The organism is bacterium SCSIO 12844 (assembly GCA_024397935.1).
GTDB lineage: Bacteria > Pseudomonadota > Gammaproteobacteria > Francisellales > Francisellaceae > M0027.
On record CP073743.1, the window covers coordinates 3,028,427 to 3,045,432 of the forward strand.

Sequence of the window (17,006 nt, forward strand, 5' to 3'; positions counted from 1 at the left end):
ATGTACAATATTGTAATAAATATATACTTGATGCAATATGAATTATATATAAAATAAAATCTTAACAATATAAACCAATGGACTTTAAAAGTTGGTATTTGACCAACAAGATAATGGAAAATAGCTCAAATACCTACTTATAACTTTAAGATGGAGATATAGTATGGAGCCACACAAAGTAATTACCTGGTATGACAAAAAAAATACAGGAGCAGTTGGATGGATAGTTATACATAATTTAATAAATGGAGTTTCTGGAGGTGGTTTGTTTATGAGCAGCTCTGCTTCGTTACAAGAAGTAGCTGATTTGGCTTATACAATGAGTTTAAAAAACTCTTTACAAATCCCTAAGCTTGGTGGAGGTAAAGGAGGTATTAAGTTTGATGCTGAAGACCCTCGAGCAAATGATGTGCTAAAAAGATTTCTCAAAGATAATATTGATATTATTAAAAAATATTGGAGTACTGGTGGTGATATTAATACCAATACAGAAGATATAGAAAATATTTTAATAAATAATTCGAATTTGAAATCATCTTTTGACTGCTTAGAAAATATGTTACAAAAAAATTTTAATGTTAAAACATGCATTGATACTTTTAAAAAAAGATTACAAAAAATTGAAGGTCCGAATATATCAATAAGCCATGCAATAACTGGTTTTAGTATCTATACAACTGTTGAAAATATTGTTAATACAATAAGCTATAAACCTAAAATTATTATACAAGGCTTTGGCAAAATTGGTAAAGCTTTTTGCATGTATGCAAAGGATAAATACAACATAATAGGAATTTGTGAGCGTGATTGGTTTATTTCAAACTCTGAAGGGATAAATGTTGGTTACTTGTTAAAAAACTCATTTGATACAAAAATGCTAGAAAGCTTAAATTTACAGCAACGAATGAACAACGAAACTGATGTAGATTTTCTTTGTCGATTTATACAATGTAATAAGGCAGATATCTTCTGTCCTTGTGCTACCAGATATTCAATAACATCAGGAGTACTTGATTCATTAATTAACTGCACATTCTCTGATTTAAAATTTGGAAATGCATATATTGTTGCAGGGGCAAACAATATTTTTGCTTCACATGATTTAATAGATAGGGCATTTTTAAGTGGTATAAAAGTTATTCCAGAATGGGTCTCTAATTCAGGTGCTGCTTTACTATTCCTTGAAGCATTAAAGCAACAACAAAATGTTAGCAATTGGAATAATTATATTAAAGAATTAGTAAACGATAGAATATCATCATTCCTTTTTAACGCTGAGTACATTGCAAAAAAAAATAACATAAACATTTATCAAGCTTGTACCCAAATAATACAAAATGAGGAGGTAGCTTAATGCCTTATGAGATCTTAAAGAATATTCCCCATAAAAGAGTTGTTACTGGTGAAGATAGTAGTGAGGAAATTTATGACTTATATCAACTAGGTATTTTTAATAAGAAAAATATTGAGTTAGTAGAGTTACAGCCAAAAACTTTTTATAAACAACACTATCACAAGCATAGCCAAGCAGCAATTTACATTATTTTTGGTACAGGTATTTTTCTCTTAGGAGAGAATAAAGTTAAATATAAACAGAACATGCAGATCGATATAGCTAAAAACGTGTTACATGGATTCGTTACTAATACTAAAACTCTATTCCTTAGTATTCAGTCACCTCCTATATTAGACCCCAAAACTAGTACTATAGATTTGCATTATTTGCAAAAAACAGTGAAGGATATGGAATGAATAAAAATACAGGCATACCTACAAATATGGGGTTTGATCATGTTGGGTTAGTTGTTCCTAATGCCCAACTAGCAGCAGACTTTCTAATAGAAGTTTTTGATGCAGAGTTTGATTGGGAAGTAAAAAGAGAGCCAACACCTAATGCTGGCGAAAGAGGTTGGTCAGACATTCTTGGTGTAGATCCTGAATCATATATGCCACATGTTATTATGCTAAAATGTGGCGACCATCATTTAACTCAATATATAGAACTTTTTGAGTGGCACACTCCAGAACAACCTTCTCTAAAAGGCGAAGGTAATTGGCATAAATTTAGCGATTTAGCTAATAGTTATATCTCATTTACTGTCAAAGACATTGATAAGGCTGTAGATTATATAAAAAAAAATATAATACCTAAATGGTCAGGTACAAGATTTATTCAAGATCCACCTATGCAGTTTCCTCTTAGAGGTGAAGTTTGCACTTCAACTTTTTTAGTATCTCCATGGGGAATGTGGATTGAATTAACATGCTGGAGCAAATCAAAAGAAAAAGGTCAGATAATTAAAAAGCAATTGGCAAATAAAGCAGACCCACTAATAGGAAAAAATATTAATGAATTACCTACACCATCATTTCTTTTAGATTTAAATATTGTTGATCATAATATCAACCTAATGAAAAAACGTTTCAAAGCTAAAAAAGTAATGTGGCGAGCCCCTTGTAAAGCACATAAATGTCCAGAGTTTGCACATTATCTTATTAATAAAGGTAATATAAATGGGGTTGTATTATTAACTCTAGATGAAGTAGAAGCTTTTGCTAAAGCAAATATTCAGGATATATATTTTGCAAACCAGGTAGGGACTATAGAGGAACTAGAGCGTTTATCATCAATTGCAAAGCTAGTTAAGCGCTTACGAGTTGCTGTTGATGATATAGACTATTTGAAAAATTTAGCAAAAGTTGTAGAAAAATGGGAAATTACCACACCAATTGAGGTATTGGTCGAACTTAATATAAATCATAACCGCTGCGGTACAACCATTCAGGAGGCTGTAGAATTAGCAAAACTAGTTAAGCGCATAGAAAAAGAAAGTAATTCTCTATGCTTTGTTGGTATTACAGGCTATGAAGGGCATACACCAATATTATCTCCAAAGGATAAAACGCGTGAAAGTATATTATCCCATGAAATTTTAGCTGAAGCAAAAAAAGCCATAGAATCTGCTGGTATAGATGTAAATGTTGTTAGTGGTGGTGGTAGTTGTAACTATATTGATTGTTTAGATATAGGCATAGTAAATGAAGTACAAGCAGGAGGCGGCGCAATATGTGATCTGCTTTATTGTAATAAAGCTAATTTAAAAGATCATGGGCATAAATCTGGAGCTTTAATATTGACACAAATCATTAGTATGCCAAGCAATAAAACCAGAGCAACTGGCAATGCTGGTTTTAAGGCCACTGGCTGGCACCCATTTGGAGGGTTACCACAACCTAGAGATAGACAGGATATAGAGGTTGTTGGCCTTAGTGCAGAGCATACTAAAATTAAAGCGTCAAAGGAGAATGATGATAGGCCTATTAATATGAATAGGGGTGATAAAGTGGTGCTAATTCCTGGGTATACAGATGCCATGGGTTTTTTGCATAAAAAGATTTATGCAGTACGTAATGATCAGGTTGTAGCAGTTTGGGATACTATATGTTAGCGCCAGAAAAAACTTTAGATAAGGACAAATAGCAAATTATTTCAAGGCTAAAAAAAGCTCTGGTTTTGTTGAAGGATTAAATAATAAGATAAAAGTAATGAAAAGAAGATGCTATGGTTTAGCATCTGTTGAGAGTTATTTTCAAAGGTTATGGTTGGGCTTAAAAGACTATGAAGCTTATGGATTATAACTAACAACAGACACGGGAGAAGAGCCTATTTATATTATAGGGACTACAAATTTCATAAAAAATATATACTTAGAAGCAATAAAAAAAGTCTTCATACAGATAATTTTTATACTAATTATCAAGTTTTAAAATCAGGTAATATAAACTAAGAAAGAAGGATAGTTGAATATGAATAACTTAGTTAAAGATGTAGTAATAGTAGGTGGAGGTACAGCGGGCTGGATGACAGCATCATATTTGCAAAAAGCATTGCAAAACTCTGTCAATATTAGAGTTATTGAAACACCAAAAATTCCAAAAATTGGGGTTGGAGAAGCAACAGTTCCTAACTTACAAAAAGCATTTTTTGACTATTTAGGTTTGAAGGAAGAAGATTGGATGCCTAAATGTAATGCATCTTTTAAAATGGCTGTTAAGTTTATCAATTGGAAATCAACTGATAAAAATGATCATTTTTATCACCCATTTGGATTATTGCCTGATTGTGATCAAATACCTTTATCTCACTATTGGTTAAACAACTATCTATCGAATAAAACTAATAAGGCATTTGATTATACTTGTTTTAAAGAACCTCCAATAATGGATGCTAAATTATCTCCAAAATGGTTGAATGGTGAAAAATCAACTCGTTATGCTTGGCACTTTGATGCTCATTTAGTAGCTGATTTTTTAATGAAATTTTCCATAAAAAATAAGAATGTGTCACGTATTGAATCTAAGGTCATAGCTATTGAGAAGGATAATAAAGGATTTATTAGGGCCTTGACGTTAGAAGATGGCAGAAAAATTTTGGGTGATTTATTCATAGATTGTTCTGGTTTTGAGGGATTGTTGATAAATAAAGCATTAGAAGAACCGTTTATTGATATGAGTGATCAGCTACTATGCAATAGTGCTGTAGCAACTTCAATCACACATGATGATGAAAAATATGGGATTGAACCATATACATCAGCAATTGCAATGAACTCTGGCTGGACTTGGAAAATACCAATGCTAGGACGTTTTGGTACTGGGTATGTATATTCTGATTCATTTTCTACTGACGATCAAGCGGTTAAAGATTTATGTAAACTTTGGAATATAAATGAGAATAAAACAACCTTAAATAAGATTAAATTTAGAGTAGGTAGAAATAGGCATAGTTGGGTTAAAAACTGTATCAGCATTGGCTTATCAAGTTGTTTTTTAGAGCCACTTGAATCCACAGGCATATATTTTATATATGCTGCAATTTATCATTTGGTAAAATATTTTCCAGATTTAAACTTTAATCCTATATTAATAGATAAATTTAATAATGATATAGCAGAAATGTTTGACGATACTAGAGATTTTATTCAGTCACATTTTTATTTTTCACCAAGAATGGATACTGAGTTTTGGAAAGCTAATAAATCATTAAAATTAACTGATAGTATTTTAAATAAAGTGGAACGATATAAAGCAGGCTTACCAATTAATCAGCCAACTACTGATGAAAGTAATTATTATGGTTCTTTTGAAGCTGAATTTAAGAACTTTTGGACCAATGGAAGCTATTATTGTATTTTTTCAGGACTTGGCTTCATACCTGATAACTCTTTACCTTTGATAAAATACAAACAAAAATCAATTAATCAAGCAAATGAAATAATTAATCAAGTGAAAAATAAGCAGGATCAACTATTGTTAACTTTGCCATCAAATTATGACTACCTTTGTCAGCTACATATGGGTAAGACAACAATTCTCAGCTAGCTAATCAATCGTAGATTTTAGGGTAAATTTCACTTATTTATTTTTGTAAAATATTATCACAAAATTGGCATTTTGAAGTAGAATATTGATCATTAAATATTGAATTTAAATGACAGATCATCCAAAGACATGTCTTAGCTTTGGTCAACTAGTAAAAAGCTTTAACCAAAGTTGAGATCTACCACAAGATCAAAAGCAGGCTTGTTGCATATTCCGAATTAAACGTCAGAATCTTTCTATGCTAAGGTTTTCACATAAATCCATCAGCATATAAATTGATCTGGTTACCATTAGGTAGATACTTTGTTATGGGATGAATTATCATCTTATCAACAAACCAGGAGAACTTTATGACAACTAGAAAACGTCATTCTTATGATGCTGAATTTAAACGTAATGCAGCATCGTTATATGTTAATGGTAAAAAAAGCTTATCAGAATTAACAAAGCAATTAGGAGTAGCAGAATCTACTTTATACAACTGGGTTAGTGAGTATCGTCAACGAGGAGATGAAAGCTTTAAACCCAAAGAACTCTCGGCACAAGAAAAAGAATTACTTGCGCTTAAAAAGCAATTAGCTGATGTTAGCATGGAGCGTGATATATTAAAAAAGGCGTTAACCATTTTCTCAAAGAAAAAGTAAAAAGAGCCGAGCTTTATGAATTTATTAATTTGTATCGGCGAGATTTCTCAATTGAGAGAATGGCAAAGATTTTTGGTGTTAGTCGTAGCGCTTACTATCAGTACAGTCGTGGTAACTTGTCTAAGAAAGAGATAATAAATAGCCAGTTACGCCCTCTGTTAATCAAAGCATTCATAAACTCAAAGGGAGAATATGGCACAAGGCGGTTACAGCTTTTACTTAGACGACTAGATATCTATGTCGGTCGTAAACGTATTGCTAAGCTAATGAAAGAATTGGGGCTTTATGCTAAAGCAAGAAGAAAGTTTAAGGTAACCACCAATCAAAGTAAAAGACCTTATTATGTTGCACCTAATTTGTTAAAACAAAAATTCATGGTAGAAGCTCCTAATGAGGTATGGGTGAGTGATATCACTTATGTGCCAACTAATGAAGGATGGTTATATTTAGCAACTGTTGTTGACTTATTTTCAAGGAAAGTTGTTGGCTTGGCTATGAGTCAGCGTATTACAGCTGATTTAGTTTTAAGGGCAGTTAATCAAGCAGTTAAAAGGCGACAGCCTGATTCAGGGTTGATATTACACTCTGATAGGGGATCTCAATATACAAGCCGAGTTTATCATCAATTAACTAAAAAGCATCGAATTAGATTAAGCATGAGTAGTACGGGTAACTGCTATGACAATGCTGTAGCTGAAAGTTTTTTCCATACTTTGAAATTAGCAGTTGTACATGATCAGAAATACCAAACTAGGAATCAAGCAATGCGCTGTATCTTTGAATATGTTGAAGTTTTTTATAACCGCCAAAGGATGCACTCAACGTTAAACTATTTATCACCAGAGGAGTTTGAAAGAAATTATTTTAATCAACCACAATATCCCATAGCCAAGTGTCTAGTAAAAGGTTGACAGATCAAGAAAATTCAAGATTCATTTTTGAATTTTCAATCTAAACTATTTGAATTACCAACACAATGGGTAAGTAGAACGACTGAGTCACCCCAGCCGAACCCTTGCAAAACCGGACGTGCCGCCCCGGATAATGACTGATAAAAATTTATCTGCGTTTAGACTTAACCTGCTCTTTTTTAACTTTCTGATGACTTATGATATAAAGAGAAATTGCACTGATTATCGCTGCAATCCATTCAACTGAGTGTGCGAAATCAAGATCAAAGTAAAGGTTTATTACACAAACAACTAGATAACTAATTACCAATAAATAAAAGATATATTTAATTTCTGTTAACATAACCTAGCCCTTATGTATTTTATTTTTGCCTTAACTATATTTTTACATTCACAGAAAACAAATAAAATACGATAAATCTCCATATTACATCAGAGATTGACGATTACAAACATACGTGATTATTTAGTCAGGTTACTTTAAATATCTCAACATCACTAAGGTAAGTATAAAATTGAGTCGATAAAACATATTAAATAAGCGATGAATAAAGTATAAGCGTTTAATCATCTAAACTAAGGCTCTCTTGTAAACATTCCTCTTCACACTGTTTTATAAAAAGCGGAATGGGAGGCTGTTTTACTAGCGAGACATTAAGAGAGTCAGCTATTGTAGGTCCTTGATTATATTCATCATCCCACATTATCTGATTATCTTTATCATATCCTCGACAACTATTAACTGCTAAAACCTGATTCATTTCTAATTTATGCATATCAGATAACATGCCTTTTAGATAAGATTTTTCATTACGCGCGTAGATACAACCCGCATCATTAGACTGCTCTACTAATGCATACATATGTTGAATATTATGCTCTTTTTGATCAGGTGTTAAAGAAACATTCATAATGCAACTAGGATGTGCTTTTGAACCACCAACTAATTTATTCGTATGCAGAAATTTCTCTCCATCTCTAATGGTTTTATATATTTTATCTTTATCTGTTAATGTTTGATATTTTTCTACATTTTGTGGCATACTACCTTCAGCAGTTCGCCAAACTTTTTGTGAAACAATACCATTTATCCTAGACCATCGCCCATAAGTTTTTATTTCTGCTATTTCACGAGCTTTATCAAAAGATGAATATAGTATACTCCCAGAAGGTCCCATAAAATTAATTGTCCAATTACCATCAGGTGGTGTAAATGGATGATTACCAGAAAAACCTTTTGTCACCTTTCCATGAGCGCTTTCAAGCCATCCACTCACTTTAAGCAGATCTAACTTTCCACCTTTACAACAATGCTCATAATCGAAAACAAAATAAAAATTATTTGTAGCGAGAATACCAACTTTCTTATCCTTATCATCTGTAGCAATTTTATAAATTTTATATTCTTGATTTTGATTATCCTTAAAAAACTGTTTTTCTACAGTATAGCGATGACTTATATTAAGTTCCTCTCTAATTTTCTTAGTGCTATGAAAAGAATCTTCTGTTTTATGGTCTATTATCGTTAATATCATTACAAACCCTTTAGATAATTCAAATATTAATATATTATCAATGATAAAATAAATGTAATAATATAATAATAAAAACAATGATTCAATATAAGTTGATTTTCTAAGTAAGATCTATTTAGAACTTCTACTGTATTTTTTAGCACATAACTCAATCAGATTAAAGTATACTTTGATCTTAACAACTTAACCATATTCTAATCTCAAAGGATACTATGACTATGCCATATCTTATTTATGCACGTGATTATGAAAACTTTATACACTTAGTTAACCCTAAAGCTAATCATGGATAATAGCTTTAAGCCATAATGTAAAATTTGTTATTGCTTGAGAGTCTTCTTTAAGGTAAACCAGATAATAGCCATACGCTGGGTGATCAATAACTTCTCCAATTGTTATTAATTGTTTCTGATCAATCAGCTGGCGCACAAATAGTTCATGAGTTACCAAAATACCGACTTTGTTTAAACAAGCATAAATTGCCTGCACCGTATTACCAAAGCTTGTCAATTGATCAATAGATGGGCAAGGAAGGTTATTACCATTGGTCCATTTCTGCCAATCTTGCTGACGAAATTGAATATCATTAATCATTAACAATTTATTCTCATCGAACATCTGAACTATGTCACCAGTGAAGTAAAGGTCGGGATGGCACACAGCAACTAGTCGGTCACTAGATAAGTATTCTACTGTATGATTAAGCCAATCATCTTGATTTCCATAACCAATAATCAAATCAACATCATGCTGTTGCATTAGAGGTAATGACCAATTCGTTGATAAACGAATATCTACCTCAGGATATTGTAAATAAAAATCGCCTAGATTGGGAATCAAGCAAAAGGTTGAAATAGAATTCAGTAAGCTTAATGTAATATGCTTTGTTGAGTCATTTACTAATTTAAATTTTGCCTGCTCTATTGTTTTTAATGCAGGGGTAATACTTTCATAAAAAATTCGGCCTTTTTCAGTGAGCTTAACTTTGTTATTAGTTCGCTCAAATAACTGACAGTTTAAATCATATTCTAATGCTTTTATTTGCTGGCTTACTGCTGGCAAAGTAATACAGTGTGTTTCAGCTGCTTTTAAAAAGCTATTTGACTGTGCTGCTGTTAAAAATACTGGCAATGTCTTTAATGGTGGATAAAGCATATTGATACTGATTAAGTTTTTCTTTATCTATAGTATAGATTTTAAAAATGTATTTAACAAATTTTATATGATCAAATAGTAGTCACCAATAGATAAATACATTTATTTGGAGGCATTTATGAAAAGTATACCATATTATCTATTTCGAGGTGGTACCTCTAAAGGTGCTTTCTTCTTTAAAAAAGATTTACCAAAAAATGAAAAAGCGCGTAATACAATCATTAGCAAAATTATGGGTAGTCCACACCCTTATCAAGTCGATGGTATAGGCGGTGGCGTACCCAATGCAAGTAAAATTGGCATTCTTTCTCCTTCTAAGAAAAAAGGAGTCGATTTAGAGTATATTATGGGACAAGTGGATATCAATTCAATGGAAGTTGATACTCATGGCGACTGTGGTAATATGCTAACTGCAGCGGCTTGCTGTGCTATTGAAGCTAATATCGTTAAAGTGCAACCAAATTATACTCAAGTAACCATTTACAGCCCGAAAACAGACTCAATAAAAAGAGTCTGTGTGCCAATAAAAAATAGTAAGATTATTTATGAAGGTAGCTATCATATCGATGGCGTGAAACCATTAGGTTCGCCTATGACAGTATCATTTTATCAACCTTCTGCATCGCAAACAAAAGCAATTTTTCCATCAACAAAAAAAATAGATATCATTGATAATATTCCTGTTACTTTAATTGATTGTGGACGAGCATTAATCATTGCTAAAGCAAGTGATTTTGGTTTAACTGGTAATGAAGAAATATCGTTACTTGAAAAAGATAAAGATTTAAACCAACAACTAGAAGCATTTAGATTACAGTGTGCTGATAGAATGGGTATTAGTAATCCTTGTGTTAGTTTTCCAAGAATTACATTAATTAGCAAAGGCAAATCTAATCAAGATATTTTTGCCCATTATTGGTCTAACCCTAAACATGCAAAAGTCCATCCAGCAATGGCAATGACTGCAGCAATGGCAATTGGTAGTTGTTTATGCATCGATGGCACGATCTGTTATACTGAAAAGCATAAATTACACCCTACTTTAAGTGAGCAATCAATTTGTATTGGACATGCTCAAGGTGAAGTTACCATTAAAGTGACAGCAAAAATAGCACCCCTTATGATTCAATCCTGCTCATTTAAACGAACAGCAAGACTATTAGCCAGTGGCATGGTTTATTATACATAAGTAAACCTAGCGCAGAAATAACTTAAATAATATGCGATGCGCTTTACCAAAGGGTGGGTAAATCAAAGATCCTGGTGTGAATTTGCCTTTTAAATAAACTGCTTTTGCATGAGAGAAGGTAATAAATCCTTCTTTTGCATGATAAGAGCCCATCCCAGATGGTCCAATTCCACCAAATGGTAAATCTTCCTGTGCAATTTGCATCAGTGCATCATTAAAGCAAACACCCCCTGCATGCGTATTTCTAATAACTTCTTCAAATTCACTTTCTTTACCATAAAAATATAGGCTTAATGCTCGAGGTTTTTGCTTAATTGACTCAATGGCTTGATTAAGTGTTTGGTAATTAATAATCGGCAAAATTGGGCCAAATATCTCTTCTTTCGATAATAGCATATCATCTTTCAAACCAGTTACCACACAAAGTGGTAGTTGGCGTTTACTTAATTGAGCTTCACTCCAAGGTGTATCTTGACCCAATACATTGATCGATGCACCTTTTGACTTAGCATCCTCTAATAGCGCTTGAATTCGGTTAAGGTGTTGATCACTAATCAAAGCCGTTAAATCAGATGATTGATTATGTGTAAATTTTTGCCAACTATCTGATAATGTTTGTATAAAATCTTTAGTTAATGAAGCAGCTAAATAAATATAATCAGGTGCAATACAGGTTTGACCCGAATTAACATACTTTGCAAAGCAAATACTTGCAACTGCTTTTTTAAGATTGGCTTTTTCTGTAATAATTACAGGGGACTTACCACCTAATTCTAAAGTTACAGGTGTTAGGTTATCACTTGCAGCCTTCATCACAAGTCTACCGACTGTAGTTGATCCAGTAAAAAATATATGATCAAATGCTAATTGACTAAATGCTTGTGCCACATGCACATCACCTTGTATAAAACAAATTTCATCTTCTGAAAAAACTCTTTGAAAAATTGTGATTAATGTTTTTTCGGTTTTTGGTGTTAATTCCGATAATTTCACCATAATACGATTACCAGCAGCAAGTGCATAAATAATTGGGATAATTGATAAAATCAAAGGATAATTCCAAGGTACGATAATACCAACAACACCTTTCGGTTGATAAAATACATAATTACGAGATGGAAAGTATAATAAACTAACATGACGCTTATCAGACTTCATCCAAGACTTTAGATGTTTTAATACATATTTAAACGCCGAAATCATTGGAAATAGCTCAGTTAAACGACTTTCATCAAATTTACGATGTCCAAAGTCATCATTTAGAGCAGACAACAGTGCTTTTTGACTATCTAATAATATGCTTTTTAATTGCTTTATCTGACTGTGACGTGTTTTATAATCTGGATATGGTGATGCTAAAAAGCTTTGTTTTTGATTTTCAAAAACCGTTTTTAATTTTAAAATTTCATCATTTGACATCAAAATTAGTCCTTTAACTTGTTTTAAACCTGAAAAATTCGCTATCATTGTAACAGGTTAGAGAAAAAAATGACTGTGATCAAACAACAATCATAATTATTTAATCAATTGATTAAGGCATAAGTAGATAAAACAAATGAAACTATTAAATTCGAGCAAAAAAACAAAAAAAACTAAAGTAAGTAAAGTCAATCGCAGAAAGCATGTTGAAGCCACAGATTCCCCCTTATTAGAGCGCCTGAAAATTGCTTCATTAATCATTATTGGTGCTGTTGCTGTTTTTATTTTTATCAGCCTTGTCACTTATAATGCAAATGACCCAGGTTGGTCACAAATTAAATCCAATGGTATTGTACATAATACAGCTGGAGAAGTGGGTGCTTATAGTGCTGATATTTTATTATCTCTATTTGGTCTTTTTGCCTATTTAATTCCCTTTTTAATGATTTATGGTCTATGGGTTATCTATCAAGAAAGACAAAGCTTTAATGACCGCGCCATAAGTCTTATGATTTTACGCTGGTTAGGCATTATTTTAACCTTTGGCGCAGGCAGCGCATTAGCAGAGTTAATTTTTATTGATTATCACACAGGCTTACCACAAGGCGCTGGCGGTATTACAGGATACATACTCAATGAATATACCAACAGTTATTTAAGTATTGGTGGTAGTATTATTGTATTTATTACCATGCTGGCATTAGGCCTTACTCTTTTTTCTGGCTTAAACTGGCTTTTTGCATTAATCAGCACCTTCAAAGGCTTATTTAAAATTACCAAAAAAGCAACACTTAAAACATCTTCAACCTTAGGCAATATTAAAAATGAAGCTAAAAAGGCACGCACTGATGCCAAAGAAGAAAAAAAGATAAAAGATAAGCAGTTAATCGATAACAAACCATTATATATAGAACCAGAAGCTGATCATAAAATAACGCAAAAACCACCAAAAGAAACAAAACAAGGAAAAATCACGCCTAACTTATCCTTTGATGAACTAATGAATCAACATAGTCAAGCACAAGCAACAGACAAACCTAAAAAGAAAAAACAACCGGAATTTGCATCATTAACCGTATCCAATAGTCAAGGCACAAGCTTACCAACACTTGATTTATTAGATGATCCAGAAGCACGCCCAGCTCAAGTCTCTGAAGAAACCTTAGAAAATCTTGCACGCCTAGTTGAGCAAAAGTTAGCTGATTATAATATTACTGTCCGCGTTGCTGGTGTCTACCCTGGTCCTGTTATTACACGCTTTGAGCTAGAATTAGCACCTGGAATTAAGGTATCACGTTTAAGCACCTTATCTCAAGATATTGCTCGCTCACTGTCAATTCCACGTGTTAGAGTTGTTGAAGTCATTCCAGGCAAGCCCTATGTAGGGCTTGAAATTCCCAACCAAAAACGCGAAACAGTACGCTTAAAAGAAATATTATCAAGTGATCAATTTTTAAAATCAAATACACCAGTAACACTTGGCTTAGGAAAAGATATTGCCGGTAGCCCATCTATTGCCAATTTAGCTAAAATGCCACATTTATTAGTTGCAGGTACGACAGGCTCTGGTAAATCTGTTGGAGTTAATGCAATGCTTTTAAGTATGCTCTATAAAAGTACCCCAGAAGATCTACGTTTAATTATGATAGACCCCAAAATGCTTGAACTATCGATCTATGATGGTATTCCTCACTTATTAACACCTGTTGTAACTGATATGACTGAAGCCGCGAATGCATTACGCTGGTGTGTTAAAGAGATGGATCGACGTTATGAATTAATGGCTGCTGTAGGCGTAAGGAACATTGCCGGCTTAAATGATAAAATTAAGCAACAAGAAAAAAGTGATACACCAATTAAAGATCCACTGTGGTTAAAAGCACATCCTGGCTCAGAAAAAGATGCACCCAGTTTATCTAAATTACCATATATTGTGGTTGTTGCCGATGAATTTGCTGATATGATGATGGTGGTTGGTAAAAAAGTTGAAGAACTTATTGCACGTATCGCACAAAAAGCGCGTGCTGCTGGTATTCACTTAATTTTGGCAACACAAAGGCCTTCGGTTGATGTAGTAACAGGTTTAATCAAAGCCAATATCCCTACTCGAATTGCCTTTCAAGTCTCTTCAAAAATTGATTCGCGCACTATTATTGATCAACAAGGAGCTGAACAATTATTAGGTCATGGAGATATGTTGTATTTACCACCTGGCAGTGGTGTCCCTCATCGATTACATGGTGCTTTTGTCAGTGATGATGAAGTTCATCGTGTTGTTAATGCATTGAAAAATGATTCGACACCAAATTATATTGAAACAATAACACAAACAGCATCACTCGATGATGAAGAAAGTGATGACCAACAAGGAGGCGGTGAAAAAGATTCACTCTATGATCAGGCTGTACAAATTGTACTTGAAAGTCAGCGCGCTTCCATCTCAAGTATTCAAAGACGTTTACGCATTGGCTATAATCGTGCCGCTCGCTTAATCGAAGATATGGAAGCCGCTGGTATTGTCAGTGAAATGCAACAAAATGGCTTAAGAGAAGTTTTAGTTAGGAGACCGTCATAAATGTTTCAACCCATTCAAAAATTTAAATACTTTGTCACAGCAATTGGTTTTTTACTATTGACACAACCAATCTATGCTATGCAAAACTCAACACCAACTGATGAACTATTACAACATATTCATCATATCTCAAGCTATCAAGCTAATTTCATGCAAACGGTTGTTGATAAGTCAACTGGTAATAAGTCAGTCAGTTATGGCACATTATGGGTAAAACAGCCAAGCTTTTTTAAATGGGAAGTATTAAAGCCTAATAAACAGCTTTTAGTTTCTAATGGTAAAAAATTATGGAACTATGATATGGACTTAGAACAAGTCACTGTTCAAGATGTCCCTAAAACAATCTCTCAAGCACCAATATTATTACTGTTAAGAGGAGATCCTAAAACATTAAATGATCTGTTTTTTATTTATGAGCGTAAAAAAAATACCTTTACATTAGTTCCTAAAGATAAAGAAAGTGTCGCGATTAATAAAATTATTTTATATTTTGATAACGGTAATTTAAAAAAGCTAACCCTAAGGACAAGTACCGGCATTGATACCTATATCTTATTTGATAAATACAATTACGATAAAATCAATACAAGCTTTTTTGATTTTACACCACCAAAAGGTGTTGATGTCTTAGGCGGTGCTACTGAGTGATTGAATTGCTTCTATAAAATTTTGATGAACAAGCGTTGTTGTATATTCTGGATGACAGGTTAGCGCAAATACATTTGCTTGTCTAACACCGACAATTTCTTGGTTCCGCATAGCAATGATATCGACATTATTTGAAAGAATGGCTTCAATTTTAGGCGCTCGGATAAAAGAAATAAGCACATCTGTTTTATCATTATTTTGCTCTACTTGATCCAAATAAAAAGAAACTAAGTCATTACTACTTTGTAATTGCCGGCCATATGCATTTCTTGTGACTTTAACATCAATAAACCCTAATGAGGATTGTTCTGGTTCAACTTCTTTTGCTAATAAAATAATACCAGCACAAGTACCTAGTATCGGTTTTTTTTGCTGATAAAATTGATTTAATGCCTCTTGCCAATGTTGGTTATACTGAAAATGTTTAAGTATAACACCTGACTCACCTCCAGGTAATATTAAACCATCAACCGTTGATAACGTTTCAGGTTTAGAGATAAAAATTGCATCAATGCCAAGCTTATTAAGACACTGATAATGTGAGTGGTAATTCCCTTGTAAGGCAAGAATACCAACAGTTAGATCACTCATTAATCGCCTCTAGTATGCATTAGCTCTTTTTCAATGATCTCATCCATATTAATACCTGTCATTGGTGCACCTAAATCTTCTGAGATTTCAGCTAATAGTTTGTGGTCTTTAAAGTGAGTTACTGCTTGAACAATTGCATGCGCTCGTTTTTGTGGATTATCTGACTTAAAGATACCACTACCAACAAAGACACTTTCCGCACCTAATTCCATCATTAATGCAGCATCAGCTGGCGTTGCAACACCACCTGCTGCAAAATTAGGCACAGGAAGCTTGCCATTTTTAGCAACGTATTTAACTAATTCAAACGGTGCTTGTAATTTTTTAGCTGCAACCATTAATTCATCATCATTTAAAACCGTTAATGCTTTCATTTCACGATTGATAGTTCTTAAGTGACGAACCGCTTCGATTACATTGCCTGTACCTGCTTCACCTTTGGTACGGATTAATGCAGCACCTTCACCAATTCTTCTTAATGCTTCGCCTAAGTTTCTACAGCCACAAACAAACGGCGCTTGAAAGGCATGCTTATTAATATGATTTTCGTCATCTGCCGGTGTTAATACTTCACTTTCATCAATAAAGTCAATACCCATAGATTGCAAAATAGATGCTTCAACAAAATGACCAATTCTTACCTTCGCCATTACAGGAATACTGACAGCATCCATAATCTCTTTAATCATTTTAGGGTCACTCATTCTAGCAACACCACCTTCTTTACGGATATCAGCTGGTACACGTTCTAAAGCCATAACAGCAACAGCGCCAGCTTCTTGAGCTATGATTGCTTGTTTACTATCGGTAACATCCATAATAACGCCACCTTTTAGCATATCTGCTAAACCAATTTTAACATCCATCGAAATCTCCACTTAAGCAATTGATTAAAATTATTTTGGGCTACAATATTAAGGAATAATGCCCCATTGAGCAAGATTTATTCTTATTTGG

At 33.2% G+C, this 17,006-nt stretch carries 16 protein-coding genes; 10 read left to right on the plus strand and 6 right to left on the minus strand.

The genetic code is table 11. The features are described 5' to 3' along the window. Positions 1-163 precede the first annotated feature (163 nt). The 7 genes from KFE69_13360 (at position 164) to KFE69_13390 (ending at position 6,937) form a co-directional block, all read left to right on the plus strand. Positions 164-1,354 (plus strand): hypothetical protein, encoded by a 1,191-nt coding sequence (locus tag KFE69_13360; GenBank protein ID UTW42444.1) that lies wholly within the window; start codon positions 164-166, stop codon positions 1,352-1,354. Then, entirely contained in the window at positions 1,354-1,752 is a 399-nt protein-coding gene (locus KFE69_13365) for a cupin domain-containing protein (protein ID UTW42445.1), read from the plus strand. The genes KFE69_13360 and KFE69_13365 overlap by 1 nt, the downstream gene beginning before the upstream one ends. Continuing rightward, positions 1,749-3,449, plus strand: coding sequence for an alanine racemase (locus KFE69_13370; protein ID UTW42446.1), 1,701 nt, complete (start codon positions 1,749-1,751; stop codon positions 3,447-3,449). Before KFE69_13365 ends, KFE69_13370 begins: the two co-directional genes overlap by 4 nt. Positions 3,450-3,477: 28 nt before the next feature. Then, positions 3,478-3,639, plus strand: coding sequence for a transposase (locus KFE69_13375; GenBank protein ID UTW44091.1), 162 nt, complete (start codon positions 3,478-3,480; stop codon positions 3,637-3,639). A gap of 168 nt (positions 3,640-3,807) precedes the next feature. Continuing rightward, a complete protein-coding gene (locus tag KFE69_13380) occupies positions 3,808-5,382 on the plus strand; it encodes a tryptophan 7-halogenase (protein ID UTW42447.1) in 1,575 nt (524 codons plus the stop codon). Between the two features lie 350 nt (positions 5,383-5,732). Beyond that, complete coding sequence (locus tag KFE69_13385; protein UTW42448.1) at positions 5,733-6,026, plus strand: transposase; 294 nt, start codon at positions 5,733-5,735, stop codon at positions 6,024-6,026. Beyond that, complete coding sequence (locus tag KFE69_13390; protein UTW44092.1) at positions 5,987-6,937, plus strand: IS3 family transposase; 951 nt, start codon at positions 5,987-5,989, stop codon at positions 6,935-6,937. Before KFE69_13385 ends, KFE69_13390 begins: the two co-directional genes overlap by 40 nt. Before the next feature lie 148 nt (positions 6,938-7,085). On the opposite strand, the gene KFE69_13395 is transcribed toward KFE69_13390, so the two are convergent. The 3 genes from KFE69_13395 to KFE69_13405 form a co-directional block, all read right to left on the minus strand. Next, positions 7,086-7,280, minus strand: coding sequence for a hypothetical protein (locus KFE69_13395; GenBank protein UTW42449.1), 195 nt, complete (start codon positions 7,278-7,280; stop codon positions 7,086-7,088). 220 nt (positions 7,281-7,500) lie between these two features. Further along, the gene (locus tag KFE69_13400; protein ID UTW42450.1) at positions 7,501-8,472 is read right to left on the minus strand and encodes a hypothetical protein; all 972 of its coding nucleotides are present in this window, start codon (positions 8,470-8,472) and stop codon (positions 7,501-7,503) included. A 279-nt stretch (positions 8,473-8,751) separates the two neighbouring features. Then, positions 8,752-9,627, minus strand: a complete 876-nt coding sequence (locus tag KFE69_13405) for a LysR family transcriptional regulator (GenBank protein UTW42451.1) — start codon at positions 9,625-9,627, stop codon at positions 8,752-8,754. Positions 9,628-9,745: 118 nt separating this feature from the next. Here KFE69_13405 and KFE69_13410 point away from each other — a divergent pair, with 118 nt between their 5' ends. Next, a complete protein-coding gene (locus KFE69_13410) occupies positions 9,746-10,816 on the plus strand; it encodes a hypothetical protein (protein ID UTW42452.1) in 1,071 nt (356 codons plus the stop codon). 6 nt (positions 10,817-10,822) lie between these two features. Here the strand turns inward: KFE69_13410 and KFE69_13415 are convergent, their stop codons facing one another. Then, positions 10,823-12,235 carry a coniferyl aldehyde dehydrogenase gene (locus KFE69_13415; protein ID UTW42453.1) on the minus strand — a complete coding sequence of 471 codons (1,413 nt, stop codon included), beginning with the start codon at positions 12,233-12,235 and terminating at the stop codon, positions 10,823-10,825. A gap of 136 nt (positions 12,236-12,371) precedes the next feature. On the opposite strand from KFE69_13415, the gene KFE69_13420 reads away from it, so the two are divergent. Together KFE69_13420 and lolA are read left to right on the plus strand one after the other, a co-directional pair. Further along, complete coding sequence (locus KFE69_13420) at positions 12,372-14,810, plus strand: DNA translocase FtsK 4TM domain-containing protein (GenBank protein ID UTW42454.1); 2,439 nt, start codon at positions 12,372-12,374, stop codon at positions 14,808-14,810. Continuing rightward, positions 14,811-15,458, plus strand: a complete 648-nt coding sequence (gene lolA / locus KFE69_13425) for an outer membrane lipoprotein chaperone LolA (GenBank protein UTW42455.1) — start codon at positions 14,811-14,813, stop codon at positions 15,456-15,458. Here lolA and pdxT read toward each other — a convergent pair. Both pdxT and pdxS read right to left on the minus strand, forming a co-directional pair. Further along, the gene (pdxT, locus tag KFE69_13430; GenBank protein UTW42456.1) at positions 15,438-16,049 is read right to left on the minus strand and encodes a pyridoxal 5'-phosphate synthase glutaminase subunit PdxT; all 612 of its coding nucleotides are present in this window, start codon (positions 16,047-16,049) and stop codon (positions 15,438-15,440) included. The two genes, lolA and pdxT, sit on opposite strands and share 21 nt — an antisense overlap. Then, positions 16,049-16,915 (minus strand): pyridoxal 5'-phosphate synthase lyase subunit PdxS, encoded by an 867-nt coding sequence (gene pdxS, locus KFE69_13435; protein UTW42457.1) that lies wholly within the window; start codon positions 16,913-16,915, stop codon positions 16,049-16,051. The genes pdxT and pdxS overlap by 1 nt, the downstream gene beginning before the upstream one ends. Between the last annotated feature and the right edge of the window lie 91 nt (positions 16,916-17,006).

Bases quoted from the DNA above. Each gene is read 5' to 3' on its own strand.
- KFE69_13395 (UTW42449.1), bottom strand. From the start codon at position 7,280: ATGTTAACAGAAATTAAATATATCTTTTATTTATTGGTAATTAGTTAT.
- pdxS (UTW42457.1), bottom strand. From the start codon at position 16,915: ATGGATGTTAAAATTGGTTTAGCAGATATGCTAAAAGGTGGCGTTATT.
- KFE69_13420 (UTW42454.1), top strand. From the start codon at position 12,372: ATGAAACTATTAAATTCGAGCAAAAAAACAAAAAAAACTAAAGTAAGT.
- KFE69_13365 (UTW42445.1), top strand. From the start codon at position 1,354: ATGCCTTATGAGATCTTAAAGAATATTCCCCATAAAAGAGTTGTTACT.
- KFE69_13410 (UTW42452.1), top strand. From the start codon at position 9,746: ATGAAAAGTATACCATATTATCTATTTCGAGGTGGTACCTCTAAAGGT.
- KFE69_13385 (UTW42448.1), top strand. From the start codon at position 5,733: ATGACAACTAGAAAACGTCATTCTTATGATGCTGAATTTAAACGTAAT.
- KFE69_13380 (UTW42447.1), top strand. From the start codon at position 3,808: ATGAATAACTTAGTTAAAGATGTAGTAATAGTAGGTGGAGGTACAGCG.
- KFE69_13360 (UTW42444.1), top strand. From the start codon at position 164: ATGGAGCCACACAAAGTAATTACCTGGTATGACAAAAAAAATACAGGA.
- KFE69_13405 (UTW42451.1), bottom strand. From the start codon at position 9,627: ATGCTTTATCCACCATTAAAGACATTGCCAGTATTTTTAACAGCAGCA.
- lolA (UTW42455.1), top strand. From the start codon at position 14,811: ATGTTTCAACCCATTCAAAAATTTAAATACTTTGTCACAGCAATTGGT.
- KFE69_13370 (UTW42446.1), top strand. From the start codon at position 1,749: ATGAATAAAAATACAGGCATACCTACAAATATGGGGTTTGATCATGTT.
- KFE69_13415 (UTW42453.1), bottom strand. From the start codon at position 12,235: ATGTCAAATGATGAAATTTTAAAATTAAAAACGGTTTTTGAAAATCAA.
- pdxT (UTW42456.1), bottom strand. From the start codon at position 16,049: ATGAGTGATCTAACTGTTGGTATTCTTGCCTTACAAGGGAATTACCAC.
- KFE69_13400 (UTW42450.1), bottom strand. From the start codon at position 8,472: ATGATATTAACGATAATAGACCATAAAACAGAAGATTCTTTTCATAGC.